This is a genomic window from Pedobacter panaciterrae, from assembly GCF_013204795.1.
Taxonomy (GTDB): Bacteria; Bacteroidota; Bacteroidia; order Sphingobacteriales; family Sphingobacteriaceae; genus Pedobacter; species Pedobacter panaciterrae.
This window is the reverse complement of sequence record NZ_JABMKW010000020.1, coordinates 961651-986252: the sequence shown is the minus strand read 5'-3', so window position 1 is coordinate 986252 and position 24602 is coordinate 961651. Positions and strand designations below refer to the sequence as shown.

The 24602-nt window shown below is 36.2% G+C and carries 15 protein-coding genes; 8 read left to right on the top strand and 7 right to left on the bottom strand.

Translation table 11 applies throughout. The annotated features are described in order from the left end of the window. Nucleotides 1-394: 394 nt before the first annotated feature. The 6 genes from HQN86_RS23065 to HQN86_RS23040 all read left to right on the top strand — a co-directional run bounded on the left by HQN86_RS23065 (nt 395) and on the right by HQN86_RS23040 (nt 7820). Complete coding sequence (locus tag HQN86_RS23065) at nt 395-1597, top strand: glycosyltransferase (protein ID WP_172663213.1); 1203 nt, start codon at nt 395-397, stop codon at nt 1595-1597. A gap of 62 nt (nt 1598-1659) precedes the next feature. Next, on the top strand, nt 1660-3174 hold the full coding sequence (locus HQN86_RS23060; RefSeq protein WP_172663212.1) for a lipopolysaccharide biosynthesis protein: 1515 nt from the start codon (nt 1660-1662) through the stop codon (nt 3172-3174). A gap of 12 nt (nt 3175-3186) precedes the next feature. Continuing rightward, entirely contained in the window at nt 3187-4095 is a 909-nt protein-coding gene (locus HQN86_RS23055; RefSeq protein WP_172663211.1) for a phosphoribosyltransferase, read from the top strand. Nucleotides 4096-4171: 76 nt separating this feature from the next. Continuing rightward, nucleotides 4172-5740, top strand: a complete 1569-nt coding sequence (locus HQN86_RS23050; RefSeq protein WP_172663210.1) for a hypothetical protein — start codon at nt 4172-4174, stop codon at nt 5738-5740. Then, nucleotides 5737-6648: a glycosyltransferase family 2 protein gene (locus tag HQN86_RS23045; protein WP_172663209.1), complete on the top strand. Its 912-nt coding sequence runs from the start codon at nt 5737-5739 to the stop codon at nt 6646-6648. The genes HQN86_RS23050 and HQN86_RS23045 overlap by 4 nt, the downstream gene beginning before the upstream one ends. A 5-nt stretch (nt 6649-6653) precedes the next feature. Next, nucleotides 6654-7820, top strand: a complete 1167-nt coding sequence (locus HQN86_RS23040; RefSeq protein WP_172663208.1) for a glycosyltransferase family 2 protein — start codon at nt 6654-6656, stop codon at nt 7818-7820. An 8-nt stretch (nt 7821-7828) separates the two neighbouring features. On the opposite strand, the gene HQN86_RS23035 is transcribed toward HQN86_RS23040, so the two are convergent. The 7 genes from HQN86_RS23035 to HQN86_RS23005 all read right to left on the bottom strand — a co-directional run bounded on the left by HQN86_RS23035 (nt 7829) and on the right by HQN86_RS23005 (nt 23401). After that, a complete protein-coding gene (locus tag HQN86_RS23035; RefSeq protein WP_172663207.1) occupies nt 7829-8527 on the bottom strand; it encodes a 4'-phosphopantetheinyl transferase family protein in 699 nt (232 codons plus the stop codon). Between the two features lie 4 nt (nt 8528-8531). Further along, a complete protein-coding gene (locus HQN86_RS23030) occupies nt 8532-12509 on the bottom strand; it encodes a non-ribosomal peptide synthetase (protein WP_172663206.1) in 3978 nt (1325 codons plus the stop codon). Between the two features lie 11 nt (nt 12510-12520). Beyond that, entirely contained in the window at nt 12521-19117 is a 6597-nt protein-coding gene (locus HQN86_RS23025) for a polyketide synthase (protein ID WP_172663205.1), read from the bottom strand. 394 nt (nt 19118-19511) lie between these two features. Next, on the bottom strand, nt 19512-19673 hold the full coding sequence (locus HQN86_RS23020; RefSeq protein WP_232325457.1) for a hypothetical protein: 162 nt from the start codon (nt 19671-19673) through the stop codon (nt 19512-19514). A 316-nt stretch (nt 19674-19989) separates the two neighbouring features. Beyond that, nucleotides 19990-20553, bottom strand: coding sequence for a hypothetical protein (locus tag HQN86_RS23015; RefSeq protein ID WP_172663204.1), 564 nt, complete (start codon nt 20551-20553; stop codon nt 19990-19992). Nucleotides 20554-20872: 319 nt separating this feature from the next. After that, entirely contained in the window at nt 20873-21124 is a 252-nt protein-coding gene (locus tag HQN86_RS23010; protein WP_172663203.1) for a hypothetical protein, read from the bottom strand. Between the two features lie 108 nt (nt 21125-21232). Next, the gene (locus tag HQN86_RS23005) at nt 21233-23401 is read right to left on the bottom strand and encodes a S46 family peptidase (RefSeq protein ID WP_172663202.1); all 2169 of its coding nucleotides are present in this window, start codon (nt 23399-23401) and stop codon (nt 21233-21235) included. Between the two features lie 121 nt (nt 23402-23522). On the opposite strand from HQN86_RS23005, the gene HQN86_RS23000 reads away from it, so the two are divergent. Beyond that, entirely contained in the window at nt 23523-23999 is a 477-nt protein-coding gene (locus HQN86_RS23000; protein WP_172663201.1) for a GAF domain-containing protein, read from the top strand. Continuing rightward, nucleotides 23992-24597: a DNA-3-methyladenine glycosylase gene (locus HQN86_RS22995; protein WP_172663200.1), complete on the top strand. Its 606-nt coding sequence runs from the start codon at nt 23992-23994 to the stop codon at nt 24595-24597. The genes HQN86_RS23000 and HQN86_RS22995 overlap by 8 nt, the downstream gene beginning before the upstream one ends. Nucleotides 24598-24602: the final 5 nt, after the last annotated feature.

Below are 24602 nucleotides of genomic sequence, written 5' to 3'. Positions count from 1 at the left end.
TAGTTTTTTTTATTGAGAAAGAAAGTTTTTTTATTTTTTTTCTACGCTTAAAAGCATTTAGCACTTGATTTGATAGTTTGGAGCAGTAATAATATGTGTTTTGTGTGGAAAATTTTCCCCAATTTTTATTATTTCTTTCTCCTAAATTCAACTTTCCTTGAACTTATATCATTAATTAAACGCGGCAATGAATTATTGTCGGGTCTAATTTAAGTTGTTAATTGTGAAAGCTTTATCTATTAGAAAGAGTTGCGGTATTACTTAGTTTAGGTTATCTTTAATGGATATTAAAAACAATCGTGGAAAACAGACTTGTTTTGGATAGCTTATTGTTTTGAATTTAATTGTATCTTATCGATCTACCAGTTATTAATAGATATAAAAGCGTATTTTAATGAATTTTGTTTTTGTCAGTTTGCAGCGAATAAATACAGATCGGGAGTCAACTTCCACAAGCTTAGCTAAAGAATTGGCAAAAAAGCACAGAGTATTATTCGTAAATCCTCCTATTGATAGAAAAACATTACTGTCAAAGGACAACGACCGTTATGTAAAAGAGCATATTAAGCTTATAAAAAATGGAGGCACCGGAACAAGGAGTTTAACTGATAATCTATACGTATTAAATACGAATAGCTTGTTAGAGTCAATTAATTGGATCCCCTCAACAAAAGTATTTTCTCTTTTCAATTATGTAAATAACAGGCGGTTTGCCAGGGACATTAAACAAGCATTGTCGGCGCTAAACTTTGACTCCTTTATTCTTATCAATGATAAAGATATATTCAGGAGCTTTTACTTAAAGGAATTATTGAAGCCAGACCTATATATATATCTTGATAGGGATTATACGCTTGGTGTTGATTATTGGAAAAGACATGGTGAGGCTCTAGAACCTAAATTGATAAAAAAGTCGGATCTTGTGATTTGTAACTCCAATGACTTCGTTAGAAGCGCCAAAAAATATAACCCAAATAGTTTTTACATTGGAAACGGCGTAGATCTTGAGCTTTTTAATAATGATATATTGCATGATATCCCGGCGCGGCTAAAAAATCTGGATAAACCAATAATAGGTTATGTTGGGGCGCTAAGCTCTTTAAGACTTGACCTGGATTTAATCATCAATATAGCAACTGCAAAACCAGAATATAACTTCGTTTTAATTGGTGAAGAGGACAAGGAATTTAGTAAGAGTATTTTACATGAAATGAAAAATGTTCATTTTTTTGGTAAAATAGATAAGAAAAATATTCCTTCTTATGTGCAATATTTTTCCGTTTGTATAAATCCACAGTTACTTAATGAAATTACTATTGGTAACTTTCCTTTAAAAATAGTAGAATATCTTGCGATGGGGAAACCTGTAGTTGCAAAGTCGACTAATACAATGAAAGAAGTATTTTCAGAACATACTTATCTTGCTAATGATGCGCCAGAGTTCGCAGATCTAATAACTAAGGCCTTGTCTGAAGATAATTCTGCCTTGCATTCAGAAAGGATTTCTTTTGCAAAGGGCTTTAGTTGGGATAAGGTTGTTTCATTATTAAATGAATCAATAAGATCTTGTACTACCAATAATCCAACGCTGATCTAAATGTTAGCATAAATATTGATTTACTATATTTTAATCAGCACCCTAAACTACTACGCTCATAGATGAACCGAGACAAACAGTATAATAAATGGCTAGAAACGTCCCATCTGACGCAAGATTTAAAGTCGCATTCTATTTCAGGTGGTTTTAATACTGTTGCCGGCCAGGTATTGTCTTTTGGAATAAATATGCTGTCTACCATTATCCTAGCCAGATTATTGGTGCCGGGTGATTATGGTCTGGTAGCTATGGTAACTACAATAACTGGGTTTATCACTGTATTTAAAGACTTAGGTTTATCCTCGGCAGTTATTCAAACAAAGGAACTAAAAGATGACCAGGTGAACTCCATCTTTTGGATAAGCATCGGTGTTAGTTTTGTTATAGCACTAATTGTGTCGCTTTTAGCACCACTTTTAGTTGCCTTTTATAAGGAAGAGCGACTTCTGAATATGACTCTTGTGTTTGCCGCAAGTATTTTTATTACAGGATTTTCTCTTCAGCATAATGCGTTAATGAAGAGGCAGATGAAGTTTAAAACTTTGTCGAGAATTCAGATTTTAAGCACTGTAGGTAGTTTACTTACTGGTATGTTTTTAGCTTGGAAAGGATTTGGTTACTGGTCAATTGTAGCTATCTCAGTCTCCAGCCCAATATATTCAACTATATCACTCTGGTTTTTATGCGATTGGCGGCCTCGACTTGGTTTTAATTCAAAGGGGATAAAAACATTGGTATCTTTTGGCGCTGGTTTAACAGGATTTGATCTGGTAAATTATTTTTCCAGAAACATGGATAATGTTTTAATCGGAAAGTTCTCGGGGCCAAGTGCATTGGGAATGTACTCAAAAGCCTATCAGTTGTTGCTTTTGCCGATTACTCAATTACGGGATCCACTAAATGCTGTTGCGCTGCCGGCTTTAAGTAACCTTCAAAACGATAAGTGGAAATACAATCATTTTTTTTGCAGGTACCTGTTTACATTAGCATTTTTCTCTATGCCTATTGTGATTTATTTTGCAATTTTTTCGCACGAAATTATCTTTATTGTTTTAGGAGATAAATGGATCGCAGCATCTTCTATATTTAAATTGCTAGCTATATCTGCATTTATCCAGCCTGTTGCGAGTACTCAGGGATTACTATTGATAACTACCGGGAAAGCAAAAAAATACTTTTACTTAGGTATTATTAACTCTACTTTAGTTGTAGCCGGATTCTGTATTGGAATAAATTGGGGCACCACAGGTATTGCCATATCGTATGCAATTGTAACTTACGCGTTGTTTATTCCCTTGCTGCTTTATAGTTTAAAGGATTCGCATCTTTCAATTTTACAATTTCTAGAGGAAATTTGCCTGCCTGCGGTGTTTGCGCTAATTAGTGGTGCAGGTATGTTTTTTGTAAGAGCAAACCTAGCGGGGACCAATTCGTTTCTGATTTGTATAATTGGTTTTCTTGCAGGAGCCATTATTTATATAGGACTATGGTTTCTGACAAAGTTTACGAGAAATAAAATGAATAGGATTCTTGAGATTGGTCAGTTCCTAATTAATAAGAATAAATTAAAAGCTTAAATAATCTAAAAAATGAACTACAGATCAATTGAAGATTTAAATCATGCAATTACTACTAATCTTTCTAAAGTACCTTTGGAGATAGATTTAATTGTGGGGGTTCCCAGAAGTGGATTGCTTGCGGCTAATTTGCTGGCCCTGCATTTAAATCTTCCCTTTACTGACGTAGAAGGATATGTTAATGGAAGAATCCTTCAATCAGGGGAGCGATTAAAATCGTATATCAAGCCTTTTAGTGAATATAAAAATGTACTTATTGTTGAGGATAGTATTTGGTCTGGCAGCTCCATAATTAACGTTAAAAATAAGCTTAAAGGACTTTATCCGGAAAAGAAAGTGCTATATACAGCTGTATATGCTGTAGAAGAGACCAAAGATAATATTGACTTTTACTTTGAAATATGCCCAGGACCAAGAATTTTTGAATGGAATATGATGCATCATGATCTACTTGAAAATTGTTGTTTTGACATCGACGGCGTATTGTGCATAGATCCAACAGAAGAAGAAAATGATGATGGACCTAAGTATGAACATTTTTTAGAAAATGTAGAACCATTTTTTAGACCAAGTAAAACCATAGGTTATTTAGTTACCAATAGGTTAGAAAAGTACAGAGCGTTAACAGAGGCTTGGTTAGCGAAGCACAACGTAAAATACAATCATCTGATTATGTTAGATCTTCCTGATAAGGCAGCAAGATTAAAGGCTAATAATCATGGCGGTTTTAAAGCATCTGTATATGTGAAATATGATTGCTATTTATTTATTGAAAGCTCAATTTGGCAAGCAAAACAGATAGCTGACCTTTCAGGTAAGCCTGTTTATTGTACCGATGAAAGAAAAATGGTTTTCCCGAATAGTATGGGGAAATCTAAATTTTTATTAAGAAAAGTAATTAAAAAGCTAATTAGAAGGTAAAAATTAAGGCCGTATGGTTTTGCGTTTATGGCCCTGCCGAAATGATTATATTGTTAATGAATTTTATATTAAAAAGATGAAAAAAACAAACCAAATTATTAATAGCATTTTAATAACATTTATCGTTTTTTTTACTTGCTGTACCCCCGATAGGAAGGAGTATGTAGAAGTTGGCCCGCTTAGGGATAAGCATATCAAGATTAAGGATATGTTTGGTATTAATGGCTTTGAATGGGATTTTTATGATCTGCAATATAATTTTGATACCACAAAATATAATCTGATAACCAATTTTAATGGATTTAGACATTTTTTGGATTGGGAAAGGATTGAACCTGAAAAAGATGTTTTTAGATTTAACCATAAGCCCGAGGGCGGATGGAGTTATGATGAAATTTATCAAAAGTGTTTTAAAGATAGTATGTTGGTGGTAGTAGATTTACAGGTTACACCCAGCTGGCTAATAAATACGTACCCTGAACACAGGCGTCAGCGAGATTTGATGCCAATAAAATTCGGAGACAAAAGAGATGCACCATTATCATACATAGAAATTGGAAAGGCCGGCTTTCAGTTTGCCGCCAGATACGGACAAAATAAGAAAATCAATAAAAACCTGATAAAAGTTCCTAAGGAATCTCATGAACCAATTATAGGTTTAGGCTATATAAAATACATAGAAAGTAGTAACGAGCCTGATAAATGGTGGAAAGGTAAAGATTGTGAACAAAGTCCTGAAGAATATGCAGCTCAGCTTTCAGCATTTTACGATGGCCACAAAGGCAAATTAGGAAAAGGTGTAGGAGTTAAAACAGCCGATTCTACTATGAATGTTGTTATGGGAGGGTTAGCAAAACCAAATGTAGAGTTTGTAGAGCGGATGGTTGAGTGGTGTAAAAAGAATAGGGGATATAAAAAGAATGGTGAGGTTGATTTATGTTTTGATGTTATAAATTATCATATGTATTCTAATGATTATACAGGATGGTTTGCAAGGTTCAAAAGTAAAAAGAGAGGAGTTGCTCCTGAAACTAATGAAATGACTAAAATTGCGAAAAGTTTCACTGATTTATCGTCAAAACTAGGAAACATGCCAGTATGGTCTACTGAAACCGGATATGACATAAGTGAAAAAAGTGTTCAAAGAGCTATTCCGATAGGATCAAAGTCTAATCTTATTACCCAGGCAGATTGGTTGCTCCGTTTAGGTTTATTGTATGCCAGATTAGGAATTGATAAGGTGTTTTATTACCAATTATATGATAACAATGATCCAGGGACCGATCCCGGAACTTCATTTGGATATTCAGGACTTGTAGAAAAAAGTAAAAAAAGGAGGCCTGCTGCAGATTATATTCATCAGGTTACTAACCTAATGGGCGACTACTATTATTTCAATTCTATTAATGAGGATCCAGTAGTTGATATTTACCAGAATGGGCAAAAAAGAATGTATGTTTTGGTTGTTCCTGATGAAATAGATAGAAAGGAGAAATATTTGTTAGATTTAAATCGGGCAAAAAAAGCTTTAATACATCAGTTGAATCCTGGTTCTGATAAGATGATAACCAAGGAGGTAGCGACTAAAAATGGGCTGTTGGAAGTGGAAGTAACAGAGACCCCAATTTTTATAGAGGCAAAATGAGTCGAATTACCATAATTACTGTAAATTTTAATCAAATTAGGGTAACTGAGGATTTTTTAAGATCTGTGTTGCTCAATGCCCCGAACGAAGACATTGAGCTTATATTGGTTGATAATGGGAGTAGTAATGACAATGAAGCTTATTTTAAAAACATATATCCTGACGTAGTATATATAAGGTCGGATAAAAACCTGGGATTTGCCGGTGGCAACAATTTAGGAATACGAGCTGCTAAAGGCGAGTATATTTTACTGCTAAATAATGATACGGAAATAACTGAAAATATGATTCCGGTTCTTTTAAATGAAATGGAGCTGCGTCCGGATATTGGGTTGATTTCGCCATTAATCTTGTATTATGAGGACCCGAAAATTATTCAATACGCGGGTTTTACGGAAATGAATTATTTAACAGGCAGAAACAGGGGGATAGGGAATAAGGAGGTTGATTGCGGGCAATACAATTTGGATAGCAGAGAAACCGGTTATTGCCATGGGGCAGCAATGATGTGCAGGAAAAAGGATCTTGAGCTTGCAGGTTTAATGTCTGAAGATTTTTTTCTTTACTATGAAGAACTAGATTGGTGTGATAAGTTTAAGAAAATAGGTAAAAAAATATGGTTCACCGGCAAATCGACAATTTACCATAAGGAATCGATGAGTGTAGGTAAGGAAAGTAAAATTAAGACATACTTTATGACTAGAAATAGGATGCTATATATTAGAAGAAATACATCTTTATTAAATACAATTATCTTTAGCATCTATTACATTTGTTTTGCATGTCCAAAGCAGATTATATCTTATATCTTCAAAAAAAGATTGAATCTAGTTAAGTGGGTTTTTAAGGGTGTGTTTTGGAATCTTACGAATTCAAAAAGCAGTAGTAAATTAGGATTTAAAATTTAAGGGAAATGATAATAGCTTTTTGGGTTTCTCTTTTTGTTATTCTTTACACCTTTATTGGGTATGGGTTTGTTTTATTTTTACTTATAAAAATAAAGAGACTATTCTATACCCCAGCTTCATTTGATGCTAATCTGGAGTTTCCCAGCGTAACCATACTTGTAGCTGCTTATAACGAAGAAGATATTGTTGATGCTAAAGTGGAAAATACTTTAAGATTGGATTACCCACAGGAAAAAAAGCAGATTATTTTTGTAACCGATGGCTCCACGGATAGTACTACGGAAAAACTTAACAGATTTAATGATGTATTGGTATTACATGAAGATTCGAGAGCGGGAAAGATGGCTGCTATTAAAAGAGCAATGCCATTTGTTGAGGGCGAAATATTGATTTTTACGGATGCAAATACATTTCTAAATGATGAAGCGATTAAGGAATTGGTTAAGCATTATAGGAATCATAAAGTTGGTGCAGTAGCAGGAGAAAAACGAATTTTTGTGGATCAGACTGCTGATGCAAGCTCTGCGGGTGAAGGCTTTTATTGGAAGTATGAATCGTTGTTGAAAAAATGGGATTATGAATTGTATTCAAATGTAGGAGCTGCAGGAGAATTATTCAGCATAAGAACCAGGCTTTACGAAAATGTTGAATCAGATACTATCATTGACGACCATATGATTGCGATGAGGATAGCTGAAAAAAGGTATATCATAGCCTATGAGCCAAAAGCTTATGCTATGGAAACGGCCTCTGCTAATACCGCGGAGGAGTTAAAACGAAAAATAAGGATTGCGGCAGGTGGCATACAGTCTATCTTCCGTTTAAAAAAAGCTGCAAATCCCTTTAATAATCCGGTATTTACATTTCAATACATCAGTCATCGTGTGTTGAGGTGGACTATAACTCCATTTTTACTAATTGCTCTGTTTGTTGTAAATGGTCTTATCGTGTATCATTATGATTCTTTGTTCTATAAAACGATATTTATTTTACAGATTTTATTTTATACTTTAAGTATACTCGGATACATTTTTGAGAGTAAAAATATACGCATAAAGGCGCTTTTTGTACCTTATTATTTTTGTTTGATGAATTATGCCGTAATAGCTGGAATAATCAGGTATTTTAAAAAGAGCCAAAGTGCCGCCTGGGAGAAATCAAAAAGAAAATAGATCTGATCTTATTGGTAATCCCAGTAATTTAGTGTGGCCTCAGGTTCTTCAAACGCAATACAGCCTGCATATTCTTTATCTGGCATAAAACTTTGGAGGTAGTATTTAACTTGTTTTCTGGTAATTGAACTGTTCAAACTGTTAAGCTCATTCATATTGTCTATTAAACCCTCTCCGGAAGCTTTGAGTACAGCCTCTTTTCTTGTCCATATGGAATAGAAGTTGGCGCTTGTATTTTGATTGCTTATTAGTTGTAGTTCCTCTGGGCTAAAACTAGAAGTGGTAATATCGTGATAATTGAAATGATGGTCTATATGTTCAATATCAATTCCTATTTTAAATGGGCTTACACCAATGAGAATGTAGCTTTTACTATGGGTTACATTAAATTCAATACCACTAACTGCTGGTTTCTTGTTCTCGGATTTATAGATAGATATTTTTGCTGGTGATACTAAAAGAAAATATGATAAAATATTTCTCAAGGCATATTTAGAAACGATGTATCTTTTTCGGTCACTTTCTTTGAAGAAACGAAAGGCCTTTTCAAGTTCTGTGTATGAGAGATTAGACTCATACACATTGCTGATTTGATTGAAATATTCGTTTACATTTATTCGAAATATATTAATTGCGCTCTTATCGAATGCAACGTCCTTTTTTGCAGCGGTCCACTTTACATCGTTATTAATATTTAATAGCTCCATAATTTTAAACCTTAGTGTTAATTACTCTTTGCAGAACTTTTGCTAGCTTTTGATCGTTGGGTGAAGCTAAAAATGTTTTGTGATCGCCTGGAACAGAGTGGATATCTATACCTTTTTTGCCATACTTCCGCCAGCCTAAGTATACACGGTCGTCTAGAAAATAAATTCTTTTTTCTACTCTAAACAGATCTATTTTAAGATCTACAGGCTGTAGTTGATATTTTTTGTAAGCCATTTCGTAGCTTTCATAAACCTCTCTTTTATATGTGAAAACTTCTTTATCTATCTCCTTGTTTTTTAAGAAAATAGGTTTTAGTTTTCTTTTAGATATTCGCAATTGGTAGGATAGAGTCTGCATAGGATTATCCAAGAATAATTTAGCTATAAAAGGACCCTTTTTTAACTGACGAACTATTTTCTCTTTGACCTTTTCTATACCGGTTGCAGATGACCCGGCATAAGTGTCAAATATTCCAAGCATTTTTATCTCTTTACCCTTTTCAAGTAATTGTTTGGCCATCTCGTAGGCTATTTTTCCTCCCATAGAATACCCGGCAATTAAATATGGCCCTTCCGGATTTGATTCTAGAATCTCAGCATTATATTTAGCGGCAATTTCTTCAATTGTGTCAGGAATTTCTCTATCACCGTTTAAGCCCAGACCTTGAAGTGCGTAAACCGGCTGATCTTCATCCATAAATCCAGAGATAGATTTGAATACGAAAACATTTAAGCCTCCACCATGAACAAGATATATTGGAGGTTTATTTCCGCTTGTTTTTAATGGAACCAGAGAGTCCCAATTTAATTTATCTTCGGGGGTTAAGAGCTTAGCAAGTGTTTCAATTGTTGGGTTTTCAAATAAGCTGGATAAGGGTAGACGGAGACCTGTTTTCTTTTCTATTGCGCCCATTACTTTAACCGCAATTAAAGAGTGGCCTCCTAACTCAAAGAAATCGTCAGTAATTCCTATTTTGTTAATCCCCAGATTGGAAATCCATATTTCTGTAAGTAGATTTTGCTCAGCGGTTCCAGGGGCAACATAACCATTTTCTGTGATCGGGTTCATTGCCGCTTTTGGAAGTGATTTTCTATCTAATTTTCCATTCGCAGTTAAGGGGATTTTATCTATCTGAATTAAAATCCTTGGAACCATAAACTCCGGAAGCGTCAATTTTAAATGATTTATTATCGCATCCTTATTAAAAATAGAATCAACTACAACATAGGCTACCAGTCTTTTTTCTTGATTAGTGTCTTCATCTACAATTATGGCACATTGCTGTATGTCTTTACATTTAAGCAATGCATTTTGTATCTCACCAAGTTCTATTCTGTTGCCTCTGATTTTAACCTGATCATCTATACGGCCTAAGAATTCGATATCTCCATTAGCTAACCATCGTACTAAATCGCCAGTTTTATAAAACCGGGTTTCTATTCCTTCAGCATAGCGATCTGTGAACATTTTACTAGTCAATTCAGGGTTGTTTAAATAACCCCTTGCTACTCCGAAGCCTCCAATATACAGTTCTCCCGGAACGCCAATTGCGCAATAATTTGAATCTTTATTGAGGACATGAAGGATGGTATTTCCAAAAGGTTTACCAATGGGAGCTGATGCAGGATAATCTGCATTTTTATCTACTACATGTATTAGCTTACCTATTGTAGTTTCAGTAGGTCCGTAATGATTTACAACCACGCATTCACTATTGGTCCTTCGAATTTCTTTAATATACTCGCCAGGCAATGATTCTCCTCCGAACATTAGTAGTTTAGAAGGCAAAAGTAAGTTTCCCTGATGCCTCAAAAACCTCCAGTGCGAAGGAACGATCTTTAAACAATCGATGTTATAATTATTAAAATATTGATGTATGTACTCAGGATTGTTGAACCTGTCTTTAGCAAATAAGTGTAATTCTCCACCTGATATTAAGGAATTGAAGAGAATCGTATTGCCTAGATCTGTTGCTATTGTAGACCCAAGTGCAAAACTTTTACAGTCTTTTAGTGTATTTAATTTTGAATTTAATCCTTCAAAATAATCCATTATTGATCCATGCTCAATCATAACTCCTTTCGGGTTTCCGGTTGAGCCAGAGGTGTAAATAACATAGATCAGATTTTCAGGAAATATTTTGATGGTAGGGTTGGATTTGCTAGTATGCCAGATCTGGCTTTCACTATCGTCCAGGCAAATAAGTTCTCGATTGCCTGCTTCCTTAATTCGTTTTATCGTTTCAGTGTCGCATATCAACATGCTTGCTGTCGATTCAGAAATCATATAGCTAATTCTTTGCTCCGGGAATTCAGGATCAATTGGAATATAAGCTGCCCCAGCCTTTAGAATTCCGATTATTCCAATTATTGTCTCTAGAGATGGTTTTATGCAAATTGCCACGAGTGTTTCTGTTTTGACTCCTTTGCTGATTAAATGGTTTGCCAGTTGATTAGACTTTTCGTTTAACTGATTGTAAGTTAATTTTTTACCCTCATAGACTACAGCATTACTATCTGGGCTGTCAAGAACTCTTTGATTAAATAGGTCTAGAATTGTTCTGTCGGCAATTAGAGTCTGATTTATTGTGGTGGGAAACGGATTCTTGTTTATTAATGAGTCTTTGATTAGTACTTCAGGATTATCTGTTACGGTTTTTAATAAAGACTCAAATTCCGACATCATACTGTCGATGGTATCGGATCTGAATAGATTTGTATTGTACGCCCATTCAAATGTCATTGCGTTTTTAGAGCCGGTAACATTTAACGAAATTTCGAAGGTTTGGGCTACTCTTGCGTTGGAAAAAAGTCTATGAGTTAAACCATCAAATGATACTTTTTCATCCATACCCATGTCTATGTTAAAAACAATAGGAACCAGTGGTATGTGAGCTTTATCCCTCTTAATGGGTAACTTTTTGAGCAATTCACTAAAAGTTAGTCTTTGGAAATCGTAAGCGTCATACACTTCGCCCTTTCTTCTTTTTAAATAATCTAAGAAAGACGATTTCGGATCAACTTTGCTGTCAAGTGGCAGTAAATTTACACAATGGCCAACCAGTCCAAAATTCCCTGTTGCAGCCTGTCCGGATGATGGAAGACCAATAACAATATCTTGTTGCCCTGTTCGGTGATGTAACAAGATTTCAAATACACTTAGAAGAGTAATAACTACACTGCTACCTGCTTTTGCTGATAACGACTTTATTGGATTCAATAGATCATTTTTCAGAATGTAATCATTTCGTTGACCAGTATAAGTCCGAACTGAAGGCCGTGTGTAATCTATTGGTAAATTAAGTGTAGGAACACTATTCTTATACTTATTGATCCAGAAATTCTGGGTTTCAATATATTCACTGCTATTTGTAAAGTTAATCTGTTGTAAGGTATAATCACTGATTTGTTCTGCAGGTTCTAATTGAGGAAAAGTGTCATGTACATAGGAATTATACATTTTACTTAAGTCTTCCAGAATAATTCCAATTGACCAGCCATCGCCAATAATGTGGTGTATTATAAGCGTAAAGTAATGAACATTTTCTTCAATCTTGTGTAGGTATATTCTAAATAATGGACCTTCATAAAGATCAAAAGGAGTAGCCATTTCCTTTTGGACAAACTCATGAAAATTGTTCAATCTTCTATCTAAGTCAATACCGGTTAAATCATCCGTAATTATTGAAAACGAGAGTTCTTTATATATTATTAAGTTTTCTCCATTTTTACTGACAGTAGATCTTAATGCTTCGTGTCTGGCAATTAAGCTATCGATGGCTTTTTTAAATGCCTCCTGATAAAAAACACCTCTTAACTCAAGAGAAACAGACTCATTATAGGCCAGACTAGCTTCATCACCACCTAAAATACAGGATAGCCATAGTTCTCTTTGCGGTTCATTAGTAATTGTTACTTTTTCAATCTCATTTTCACCGAAAGGATTAAAATCTACAGCAACATATTCAAAATCTTTATTCATTAGTAACGGCGTTAGAAACGTATCTGTAAATACTGATCTTTATTCTGTTCATCTTTAATGAACCATGCCGGATTTCCTTCAACATCCTTTCCCAGTCTGGCACCTCTTACAGGAGGATTATCGGAATTGATCACGATTTTATCTGTGCTGAATTTTGAATATTTTTTTGAATTGGTCTCAGTAACAGCTCTGTTCAAAAAGAAACCGGCATTAATCATTTCATCCATACTCTCTATAAAGCAATTAATCAATTGTTCAATATCAGCATGCGAGGTTGCTTCTGTTACGAAACATGGGAAACCATCAAGTATATGAATGCCCTTTTGCCTCATTAAGGTAAACATCAATTCGCTATAAGGAATTTCCTCGTGGAATTTAACCTTCCATAAGGATCCGTAATTGGCAATAAAGAAAGGCAGCTGTCTTTTTTCTATTTCCTTATTAAGTGTTTTAGCAATATAGTTTCCTTTTTCATTTAGCTCTTGTTGTAATTTTGGTCCCTTTTCTTTCATGTATATTAAAGATGCTTTTGCGGAAGCCAAAGCTAAAGGGTGACGAACAAATGTTCCTGCAAAGTAAGTTACACCTACTTCTGGATATGAACCATCTCCATAATTCCAGGTGCCTCCATCAAGCGCATCCATAAATTCTTTTTTTCCGGCAATCACCCCAATAGGAATACCTGCGCCAACAACCTTGCCGTAAGACGCAAGGTCTGCACGGACATTAAACAAGGCCTGTGCACCGCCAGGATGCATCCTGAAACCCGTGATTACCTCATCAAATATTAAAGCTGATCCGCTGGCAGAGGTGATTTTTCTTACTTCTTTAACAAAATCTATTGGTACAAACTCGGGACGTCTGCTTTGTATCGGCTCAATAAGGACTGCAGCGATCTCATCTGCTCTCTCTTTAATTATAGCCAAAGCTTCTTCTGTTCCGTAATCGAGCACAAGTATATTTTTAACTGCATCGGGCATTATGCCGGCCGCTGCCGGAAATGATTTTAATTTCTTGGTTCCCCTAACCAATACCTCGTCAATAATACCATGATATGATCCTGTAAAGGCGACAATCAACGATCTGCCTGTAACGGTTCTGGCAATTCTAATACAGCCGAGTACTGCTTCAGATCCAGTGCTGCAAAGCGCTGATCTATCAAATCCGGTAAATTCACATACTAATTTACTCACTTCGGCTGCAAGCTCGTGCTGTGGGCCCACCTCATATCCGCTTTCAATTTGATCGTGCATTGCTTTTTTGATAACATCTGGTTGGTAACCAAGTAAGTTGGAACCAAACCCATTCAATACATCAATGTATTCATTACCGTCCAGATCCCACATTTTACTACCACTCGATTTATTTATTACAATAGGGTATATGAGCTCTTTTGTTAAGGGTTTAAAGCCAGAAACAACCCTTGGGTCGGCCATGTAATTCCGGCTTTCCTCTGCATATTTTTTGCTTTTAAATGTTCTCTGATTATAACTTTCGATTAAGTTTTTGAGAAAGCTCAACTGATTTATATTGAGTTCTGTTGATTGCCGATCTATTTTGGGCGTAGCTCCAAACGGTTTTTGAATTTCAGATTTTTCTTGAAGGGTCAGTTCAGATTCTTCTTGTTGTTTAGGCTTTGGTGATTCTATTGCAGTAGGGGGCGCTATAGAATTATTCCCATTCATTAGCAAAACCTGTTTAGATAAGATTTCTAACTGCTGAGCGATAAGTCCCAGTGCGGAATTGTTGTAGTCGTTAGCGTTTCCAAATGAAACAGGTGCAACAACCTGATGATTACTTCCATTAAGAACTGGCGTATTGTTTTGTATTGGAGCAGGGGTTTCCTGAACGGTGTTTTTATCTATGTAATCAGTCAACGATTCAATAGTTGGATATTCTTCATTTAATTTCCTAAATGTAACAGGCAAATTAAACTCTCTTTTCAAAGAGATTGCGATTTGAGTAAGTAATAAAGAATCTAATCCTATTTCAACGAAGTTTTGATTGGCGGCAACATTTTGCATTTCAATTCCAGATGCATCTTCTAATACTTGTCTGATTTTTATTGCCAGGTTATTTTTTTTCATTACAAGAGTGTTGTTGTTGTTTGGTTTATAGTTGTTGTCCTCGGGTATTACTTTGTTAATTGCAATTGCATCTACCCAGTGCTTCTTTCTATCAAACTGATAGGTTGGAAGATCTAATAACAATCTTTGCTGACCGTTATAAAAATTATCCCAATTTGGTTGCAGGCCACAATTCCAAAGCTGACCTAATGTGTTTAATAGAATGCAATAATCGTTCTCATTATTTGCCAGGCTCTGCATAGCCCTTACAGAAGTTGATTTTAGTGCAGCAATTTGCCTTACAAGGGTTGTAGTTACCGATCCTGGACCCACCTCCAGAAAAATTGGAGAATTGTAAGTAAGTATTGTATCAATAGCTGTAGAAAATTGTACCGTGTTTCTTAAGTGGCTTGCCCAATATTGTGGATTTATTGCCTCTTCATCGGTTAGCAGTGAGCCGGTAACTGTTGATATAATTGGAGTTTTAGGGGCAGATAGAGCGATTCCAGAAACTACTTTTTGAAAATCATCAACTATTGGATCCATCATAGATGAATGGAAGGCATGGCTGGTAAAGAGTAGTTTGTTAGGGATCTCTTTAGTATCAAGTAGTTTGCTGAATTCCAATATTTGATTTTCCGGACCTGCTATTACGCAAAGTTTCGGGCTGTTTACTGCTGCGATAGATAGTCCTTCGCTTAAGAAGCTGGCTATTTGATCTGACTCGCTTCTTACGGATAACATAGATCCTGGAGGAAGTGCATTAACCATTGCCCCCCTAACTGCAATTAGTTTTAACCCATCCTCTAATGAAAAGACTCCCGAAAGGTGTGCTGCAACATACTCGCCAATGCTGTGCCCGCAAAGTAGCGTAGGCGTGATACCCCAATTCATCCACAGCCTGGCAAGTGCGTATTCAATTACAAAAAGTGCTGGTTGTGTGTATCTGGTTTGTTTTAATAGTTGCTCTGCTTCTTCATTAGATGAATTGGTAAATATGATCTCTCTAATGTCACGATCTATATATTGCTTAAGAATTTCGGCACAGCAATCTATAGCTTCTCTAACTACTGGCTCGTCCTTATATAGATCAGCAGCCATATTTAGGTATTGCGCACCTTGGCCTGGAAATGTAAATACAATTTCTTCAGGCACTTCGCGAAGATTATTTGTGGTACCTGTTTTAGGTAGTTCCAAATTGAGTTGGCTGACAATAGATTCAATGTTGTTTACAACTGCAAATCTTCTATAAGAGAAGTCGTTCCTTGTTTTTTGAAGAGTATAAGCAATGTCCGCAAGATTAGTATTCTTATTCTTTTTTACATAATTAGATATTGAGGATGCGTATTGTTCCCTGCTGTTCTCTGATTTGGCCGACCAGGTAATTAAGTCGTACGGCCTGCCGGTTGATGACTCTGATTCCAGATTTTCATATTCTTCAACAATCACATGTACATTTGTACCTCCAACACCAAATGAACTTACGCCTGCAATTCTTTTAGTTTCAGATGTCCAATCACTCAGGCTATTGTTAACATAAAAAGGGCTGTTTAGAAAGTCGATGTTCTTATTTCCCTGTTTGTATCCCAAAGAAGCGGGTATTTTCTTGCGATGTAGAGATAGGCAAGCTTTAATTAAGCCCGTAACTCCGGCGGCCTGCGTAAGGTGACCGAAATTGCTCTTAATTGATCCTATAGCACAAAACTGAGTTTTACTCTGATGACCAAAAGCTTTAACCAATCCATCAAATTCAATTGGGTCGCCAATTGGGGTTCCGGTGCCATGTGTTTCAATATAGCTGATTTCTGAAGCATCAATATCTGCATCTGTTATTGCCTCTTTAATTGCATTTGCCTGGCCTTCAGTGTTGGGAGCTGTAAAACTTCCTTTTTCTGCACCATCGTTGTTTAATCCAATACCCTTAATAACTCCATAAATAACATCACCATCACGTTTGGCGTCTGTTAATCTTTTGAGGAGAACAACACCGGCACCGTCACTAAATACAGTTCCTGTGGCATCATTGTCAAAAGGACGGCAATGGCCATCAGCACTCAACATACTACCTTCCTGATAAATGTGTCCGCTGTTAATAGGAGAGGTGATGCTGGAGGCCCCAGCGATAGCTGCATCACAATAACCGGAACGCAGGCTTTTTACCGCTTCTGCCACCGCAAGTAACGAGGTTGAACAGGCAGAGTTTACACTAACAGCCTGTCCCTTTAGGTTTAAATGATAAGCCGTTCTCGAAGCAATATAATCTTTTTCGTTTACTGTAAGTACTTGCAGGCTTCCAACGTTTTCTATTAAATCGGGATATTGTAATAAATTGTTTACATAATAAGTATTACTTCCACTACCTGCATAAATGGCGACTTTTTTAGAATAAACAGGAAATAAATGCCCCGTTTTTTCCAATACTTCCCAAGCTATCTCTAAGAATATTCTTTGCTGCGGATCCATCAAATCTGCCAGTTTCCGATTAATTCCAAAAAAGGCAGGATCAAATTTTTCCGCATCTTTAATTATCCCTCTCGCTTTAACATATGCCTTATCATTTTTTAGGCGATCGGGAATGCTGATGTCTAGTTCTTCATTACTGAAAAATTTGGTGGTTTCTTTACCTTCGATAAGTAGATCCCATAAGTCGTCAATAGTTTCGGCCCCTGGAAATCTACCTGCCATTCCTATTATAGCTATATCATGAGAGGTATCTTTATGCTTACTTTCTTTAACGAAGGTAGTCAGTTCAGGGGCCTTGTTTTCAAGAAAATCGGCCATCCCTGCGGCAGTAGGATATTGGTATAATCTGGTGATAGGTAAATGACAATTGAATTGGTACTTTAACTCTGCTACTGTTTTTTGAGCAAGAAGCGAATTGCCCCCGAGCTCAAAAAAATTATCGTCAATTCCGATTTTATCATATTGGAATATATCGATGAATAGACCAATAATGTCTTTCTCAAGCTTTGTTTTTGGGCTTTTATAAAGGGTGTTTAGTTCAGGCCTTTTAAGATCTGGTTTTGGTAATGCTTTCCTGTCTACTTTTCCACTGGTAGTTTTAGGAAGCTCTTCGAGCCAAACAAAGCCGGATGGGATCATATAATCCGGCAGGAGGTTACTTATATGGTATCTAACCTTATTGCTGTCTCCTGTGGCCTTATTTCCTGTCAAATAGGCTATCAGCGCTTTTCTGCCGGGGTAGTCTTCTCTCAATATCACCACGGCCTGGTTAACGCTTTCTTCTTTCATCAGGGCAACTTCAATTTCACCTAGTTCAACCCTGTTGCCTCTGATCTTAATTTGCCCATCTTTCCGGCCCTTAAACTCTATTTCTCCATTGTCTAAAAGCCTACCGAGATCTCCCGTTCTATAGACTTTAATTTGTCCAAGTGTTGAGTGGTTAAGTTCAATGAATTTCTCACTTGTTAGGTCTTGCTGATGAAAATATCCATTTGACAGGCAGGGACCTGAAATGCATATTTCACCAATTTCTCCATTTTCAAGAAAGGTTAATTTTTCATCAATAAAATAAATAGATGACTGTGCTATTGTTTCCCCAATTGTGGGTATTGATGCCCAATTATTGGGGTTACCTTTAAGTTTTAATTCGGTTACCCATATGGTTGTTTCGGTTGGGCCGTACACATTTACCAAACATGAATTGGAAATAGAAGAAAAGAATTCTTTTATATTAGGGGTGATTTTAAGTAGTTCGCCACCAGTTATTAACTCCTTTAAATTAGCTGGAAATCGCTGTTCTTTGACAGCAGCTTCTGTTAAATATTGAAGCGTAACATAAGGTAAAAAGGCTTTATTTATCTTGTTTGCGATAATAAAATCTAAAAGTTTTGTGCCATCAAGTCTATAATCGTCATTAATAAGGTAAAGAGTAGCGCCTGTTGTTAACGGCACAAAGATTTCTTGAAATGAAGCGTCAAAACTGAGATGGCAAAACTGTAACGCATTGATGCCTTTGCCATTAAGCGCATGATCATTTTGCCATTGTAAAAAATTAATCAAGCTTTTATGACTGATACATACTCCCTTTGGTTTTCCGGTAGAGCCTGATGTATAAAGAATGCATCCATTTTCAGATTGTTGGAAATTGTCATTGTTAACCGTATCAAGGTATGATTTATCTGAAGCTATAGGATAAAGCCCAAGGTCAGTAAAGACATTGAATTCGTTTAACAACGAGATACATGTACTTACTCCAGAATCTTCTTTAATCTGTAATAACCTGTTTTCTGGGTAGCTAGAATCTAATGGCAAATAGGTTTTTCCTGCTTTTAGGATTGCTAATAATCCAACAATCATTTCTATAGAGCGGGTTGCACTTAATCCTATAATTTCCTGATCAAAAGCTTGATTTAAAATAACGTTTGCTAAATTCTCAGCTCTGTTATTTAATTCACGGTAGGTAATGGACTTTTCGCCAAAAACCACGGCAATAATCTCTGGAAAATCCAGAGCTGCAATATTAAATAACTGATGAACCGTTAACTTGTTTTGGGTAATTAATATTTGGTCTGTAAACATTTGAGAGGGATTGAATAAATTAACCTGACATATGCTTACTTGCAAAAGTTATTCCTTTTTATTAACTTTCATTTCATTTGGGTTCATTGTATGTTTTAATGGGGAGATTATTGAAGAAGAATCAGAACTAAATTATTCGGTTCAGCTTGCTTAGCTCTTTCTCTGATACGCGGATATCAGATGCCCATGAGACCCCTTTCGTTGGGGTACAGACCTGCATCATACCTGTAATACACCTATGTAACCCCTGTGTAACACCTGGTGTTGCCTAACCTGAACCGAACCATTTCCAACCCGGACACAAGGTGAGATGACAATGAAATAATGTCGCAAAAAAAAGACCCTTATTGAAACAATAAGAATCCTTTTGGAGATTTTAGCTTTAAAGGCTAAATTATTTTTTCTCTGGCGGAGTGGATACAATTTCTCCCCACTCGTTAACATAGGCCATCATGCTTTCAAGATCACCACCAGAGGAATTCTGTTGACGTTCAAGTTTACGCTGCTCTTTATCTTCTTTTTTCTTTTGTCTGTTTTTTTCTAGTTGCTTCTTCATGAAGGTAGCCTGAGATTTAGCCATAAATTCAATGTATTAGTTAAAAAATAACTCTCCTCTGGTTTTACCTGTTTGCCAAACATGTAAACTTATTGTTGTTTACTGTTAATATGGCTTAATATAATTAATTCTCGGGCGACAACGGACCAGTAGCCAGGAGGAATTGAAACCCAATCAAAAGGTTTGATTGGCAAGTAAATATTAAGAGAATAGTATAATGATATCCCGTTTGTGCAAATATACTAAATTTCTGGTTAAGAATCAATATTTGAAACAACTAGATGCTTAACGGGAAGTTAAACCATAACTATATTTTTTATAAACCAACCCTAATGGCATAGGTTACTTTAACGCGTGCCTTTAATTCCTTAGTAGTAGCCGTTCTTAATTTAGCTGAAAGATTATAGGTGAATGAAGAGGAGGTAAGGAAGGTTCTGACATCTGAACTTCCGGATGTTATTGGAATGCTAAGTTTAGTGGCTCGAGTATTTGGAGGGTTTACTGTAGCAATTGATTGGTCTGCTTGTCCGGATGCCTGCAGTTTGACAATTATGTTTTCTATGTTTTGAATGTTATTTAAACTATCTGCATCCAAAAGTTCTAAGTTGAATTCTTTGATGCGTATGTTTTTTACATTACCTAATCCGAATTTTGATGATTCTTTATTGATCAAAGAATCGAGATTAAAGTTTTTCACATTGAGGTTTCCAAGGATTGTTCCGGATTCGGTACTTGTGATCTTTGGTATCGTAAAAGATATGCCCTCGGCAGGGGTAATGAAAAGATCACGTTCGATGGATTCTTTAATGTTATTGCAAGATAGAAGTACCGTTGCAATTATTAGAGCGGATGCCAGCAAAGTATTAATTTTAGTTCTCATATACTTTAATTTGATTTTTCATCTTCACAAAGGTTCACATTATTCTCCATACCACCAATTAATTGTTTGGAGAGCGGCGAGTCTCAAAAGCTATTTTTTTGCTAAACTTCTCATATATTTGGCGATTTTTAACCACAGAATATTATATTGTGTGGTTATTTAAGTATCTGTAAAACAGAGTTATTACGTGTATTTTGTTTAAGTTTTTGGTTATTTAAGCAGATGTTTGAGGTGGTTTGAGGGTGGTAAAATGCAGAATAATATTCTGTTTGTTTATCAATTTATCTGTAATACAGTTAGTTATGTTGGCTTTGGTGTACTAGTACTGCTGTCTATTGTACGCAGCCGAAAAATCACTTCTCATACTCTTAAATCGTTCAACTATAGTGGCAATAAAGGCTTCATCCAAGATTTGAAAGATCTCGTTTGCCCCTCCTCCACTGAGGTCGAGTTCTGACAATTTATAACTTTGTTCGAGGGTTCCCTGCTCGAATTTGATGATGTATTTTTGGTTCATGTTAAATAAGGTGATCTTGCATTCTGGATGTGGAAGTTCTGCTATTACTCTCATGCTTTCTGTAATTTATTAAGTAAGAAATTTGATTTTGTATTGGAAGAAAAAGTCGCCTTTCATTTTATCGGGCGACTTTTTATGATGGTTATTTTACGAGTCTGTAGATTAAAGTTTAACGCCCATTTCTTTTATAAGAAAATCGGCTTTGTCAATTTTTGAAGCAACCCATAGTACATAACGGATGTCTACGCCAATTGATCTGCTGTAGCTATCGTTCCATGCATAATCGTTTATTGTTGCTCCGAATGCACGGTCAAAATTTACGCCTACCAGCTCGCCATAGGCATTCATGATAGGAGAGCCTGAGTTTCCGCCAGTAGTGTCCATGTTGTAAAGAAAGGAAACTGGGACGTCGTTAAGGTCTTTCTTTGCATATGGACCAAAATCTTTGGCGTTCCAAAGTGTTTTGATTTGCTCTGGGTAAGCAAATTCAGGATTCCCTGTAGCACCTTTTTCAAGTATTCCTTTTATTGTGGTATATGGCCTCATGTATGAGGCATCGGCCGGCCAATAGCCTTTAACATAGCCGTAGGTTAACCTGAGAGTGCTGTTCGCATCAGGAATGAAGTCTTTGTTTAAGAACTTCTCTTTGATGTTTACATAGTCGCCCATAAGCTTATTTAATAGTCCATCTCTGCGGTCTTTTTCAGGTTTTAACTCATTGATTTGTTTTGCGATATCATCTTCAAAGAGAAGTAGTCCATCATTATATGTAGAAATAGATTTTGGAGATTGAAGTAATACGTTTAAAACATAATTGACTTCTTTTAGCTTGCTTACTTCAAAAAGACTTTCTACATATTGATCAATAACATCATTGCTATTTGCACCTTTACTAGTGATTTTGTTAACGGCAGTTACCTTTTGGATTGGGCTGAACCGAGAAGCGTCTTCAAGCATTCTTTTGAATATCTTTCTATCTGCGTCTATGTCATATGATTCGTAGGTGCTTGATAATGTTTGCTTAAGTTTTTGGATGTTTTGATCAAAAAACTCTTGCTTTTGAGCTGCGGGCTGAGCTTTAAGAGCGTTTTTGAACGCGTTTATGTTTTTAGCAACCGTTAAAAGGTTTGTTGAAGTATAAATCTGTGTAAGCCAAAGATCACGCTGGGCATCAGTATTGATAAGTTTATACAGATTGTCTATGTCGGACATCAGGTTTCCGTATTTTGCTTTAGCATTAACATTGTTGTTGATGAACTGGATAAGGGCTTCTTCTTCCTTTTTCTTTTTTGAAATTAGATCTATCCCTTTTAGTCCCTGTAGTTTGCCTCTATAGTTCTTTAAAACATTAGCGTTTCTTTTTATGCGTGTTGCCAGTTTAATTTCAGTAGTCTTGTCCTTTTTGCCAATAGTTTCCATTGTTGAATTTTGGAAATCATATAGGTTGGATACATAAGGGAGTAGAAATTTTTCCTGATACTCTATAAATGCAGCCGGACGATGGCGGAATGTTTTTCCAGGATATCCTAAGATGAAAACAAAATCCTCCTCGTTAGTGCCTTTGGGGTTTACTTTTAAGAATTTTTTAGGTGTGTAAGGTACATTGTCTTTAGAGAATTTGGCGGGAGAGCCATCAGGTGCTACGTAAGCACGCATAAAAGAGAAATCTCCGGTATGACGAGGCCATACCCAATTGTCCGTTTCGCCTCCAAATTCGCCGATTTGTCTGTTAGGTACATATACAAGTCTGACATCCTGAATGGTTTTGTAGCGGAATAGTACATAGGTTTTTCCGATAAACATTTCGGATACCTCTGCTTTAATACTTGGGTCTTTCTTTTCTGCTTCGATAACGATGTTTTTCATTACATCATCGATTATTTTTAATCGGGAGGCAGGATCTTCTATCTGTGCTACAGCTCCTAAAACGCGATCAGATACATCTTCATAACTGTCAGTTATGCGGCATGTTAGTCCTTTTGCTTCAATTTCCTGTTCATGTGTTTTGGCAACAAATCCGTTTGTCAGGTAATCATGTTCTGCGGTGCTGGCGAGTTGTACCGCACTGAAGGCGCAGTGGTGGTTGGTGATGATTAAGCCTTCATTTGAAACGAAAGATCCAGTGCAGCCACCAACATTTACAAGTGCATCAACCAGGCTGGTGCCTTTTGGGTTATATATGTTGTTTTGGTCAATTTTTAAACCAGCCTTTTTTAAGTCAAGTTTATGGATTTCACTTAATGGGAACATTCCTTCTTCCCATGGCTTATAACCCGATTGGATTATTCCGAGCGTAAGGAGTGAAGTGATAATTAAGGTTTTCTTATTCATCTTTATGATTAATATGATAGTTAAAATCGCAAATTTAGGGATTTTAATTATGCTTTTACCCATAGATGGCAGTATTGACTGCGTGGTTTTGTATTTTTGCAATTCATTTACATAGAATAAAATGGCAGAGGATTTACACATAATAACCGATATAAGTAAGGAGGAGCAATACCGCTCTTTGATTCCGCAAATCAAGGCTTTGATAAGTGGAGAAGACGATCAGATTGCTAACCTGGCTAATATTTCGGCAGCTTTAAAAGAACAGTTTAAGTGGTTTTGGGTTGGTTTTTATCTGGTAAAAGGTGACGAGTTGGTGCTTGGGCCTTTTCAGGGCCCTGTAGCTTGTACCAGAATAAAAAAAGGTAAAGGTGTTTGTGGTGCTTCATGGGAACAGGCAGAGACTTTGGTAGTGCCGGATGTGGATGCGTTTCCTGGTCATATTGCTTGTGCTTCTGCGTCAAGATCAGAAATTGTTTTGCCCGTTTTTAGCAATAATGAAATTATAGGAGTGTTAGATGTAGATAGTGAATATCTTTCTCATTTTGATGATATTGATGCTAAGTATCTAAAGGAAATAGTTAATTTAATAGATGCCTAAATTAGCCTATTCTTTTTATCAAAATACCGACGTAAATGATCTTGCTGTACAGTTGCTTGGTAAGATGTTGTTTACCCGAATTGATGGCGAATTGACTGCTGGAGTTATAGTTGAAACAGAAGCTTATAAAGGAATAGATGATAAAGCGTCTCATGCGTATGGAGGACGCTTTACAAACCGCACTCAGGTTATTTATGAAGAGGGTGGCTTGTCCTATGTTTATCTCTGTTATGGCATTCATCATCTTTTTAATGTTGTTACCGCACCAAAAGGGACGCCACATGCTGTTTTAATTAGAGGGATTGAACCTGTAAAGGGAATAGATATAATGCTTAGGAGGAGGAATATGGTAATATTAAAGCCTAATATTACTGCAGGTCCGGGAGCACTTTCAAAAGCGATGGGGATAGATAAAGGCTTAAATGCAAAAGATCTATTGGGAGATGAGATATGGATTGAAGATAAAGGAATTGTTTTTCCTGGTGATCAGATCGTTTCATCAGCAAGAGTTGGTGTTGATTATGCCGAAGATCATGCTTTGCTTCCCTGGAGATATTACATCAGAGGGAATAAATTTGTGAGCAAACCCAACAAATAAAACTG

Bases quoted from the DNA above. Each gene is read 5' to 3' on its own strand.
- HQN86_RS23065 (WP_172663213.1), top strand. From the start codon at position 395: ATGAATTTTGTTTTTGTCAGTTTGCAGCGAATAAATACAGATCGGGAG.
- HQN86_RS23060 (WP_172663212.1), top strand. From the start codon at position 1,660: ATGAACCGAGACAAACAGTATAATAAATGGCTAGAAACGTCCCATCTG.
- HQN86_RS23055 (WP_172663211.1), top strand. From the start codon at position 3,187: ATGAACTACAGATCAATTGAAGATTTAAATCATGCAATTACTACTAAT.
- HQN86_RS23050 (WP_172663210.1), top strand. From the start codon at position 4,172: ATGAAAAAAACAAACCAAATTATTAATAGCATTTTAATAACATTTATC.
- HQN86_RS23045 (WP_172663209.1), top strand. From the start codon at position 5,737: ATGAGTCGAATTACCATAATTACTGTAAATTTTAATCAAATTAGGGTA.
- HQN86_RS23040 (WP_172663208.1), top strand. From the start codon at position 6,654: ATGATAATAGCTTTTTGGGTTTCTCTTTTTGTTATTCTTTACACCTTT.
- HQN86_RS23035 (WP_172663207.1), bottom strand. From the start codon at position 8,527: ATGGAGCTATTAAATATTAATAACGATGTAAAGTGGACCGCTGCAAAA.
- HQN86_RS23030 (WP_172663206.1), bottom strand. From the start codon at position 12,509: ATGAATAAAGATTTTGAATATGTTGCTGTAGATTTTAATCCTTTCGGT.
- HQN86_RS23025 (WP_172663205.1), bottom strand. From the start codon at position 19,117: ATGTTTACAGACCAAATATTAATTACCCAAAACAAGTTAACGGTTCAT.
- HQN86_RS23020 (WP_232325457.1), bottom strand. From the start codon at position 19,673: ATGAAGAAGCAACTAGAAAAAAACAGACAAAAGAAAAAAGAAGATAAA.
- HQN86_RS23015 (WP_172663204.1), bottom strand. From the start codon at position 20,553: ATGAGAACTAAAATTAATACTTTGCTGGCATCCGCTCTAATAATTGCA.
- HQN86_RS23010 (WP_172663203.1), bottom strand. From the start codon at position 21,124: ATGAGAGTAATAGCAGAACTTCCACATCCAGAATGCAAGATCACCTTA.
- HQN86_RS23005 (WP_172663202.1), bottom strand. From the start codon at position 23,401: ATGAATAAGAAAACCTTAATTATCACTTCACTCCTTACGCTCGGAATA.
- HQN86_RS23000 (WP_172663201.1), top strand. From the start codon at position 23,523: ATGGCAGAGGATTTACACATAATAACCGATATAAGTAAGGAGGAGCAA.
- HQN86_RS22995 (WP_172663200.1), top strand. From the start codon at position 23,992: ATGCCTAAATTAGCCTATTCTTTTTATCAAAATACCGACGTAAATGAT.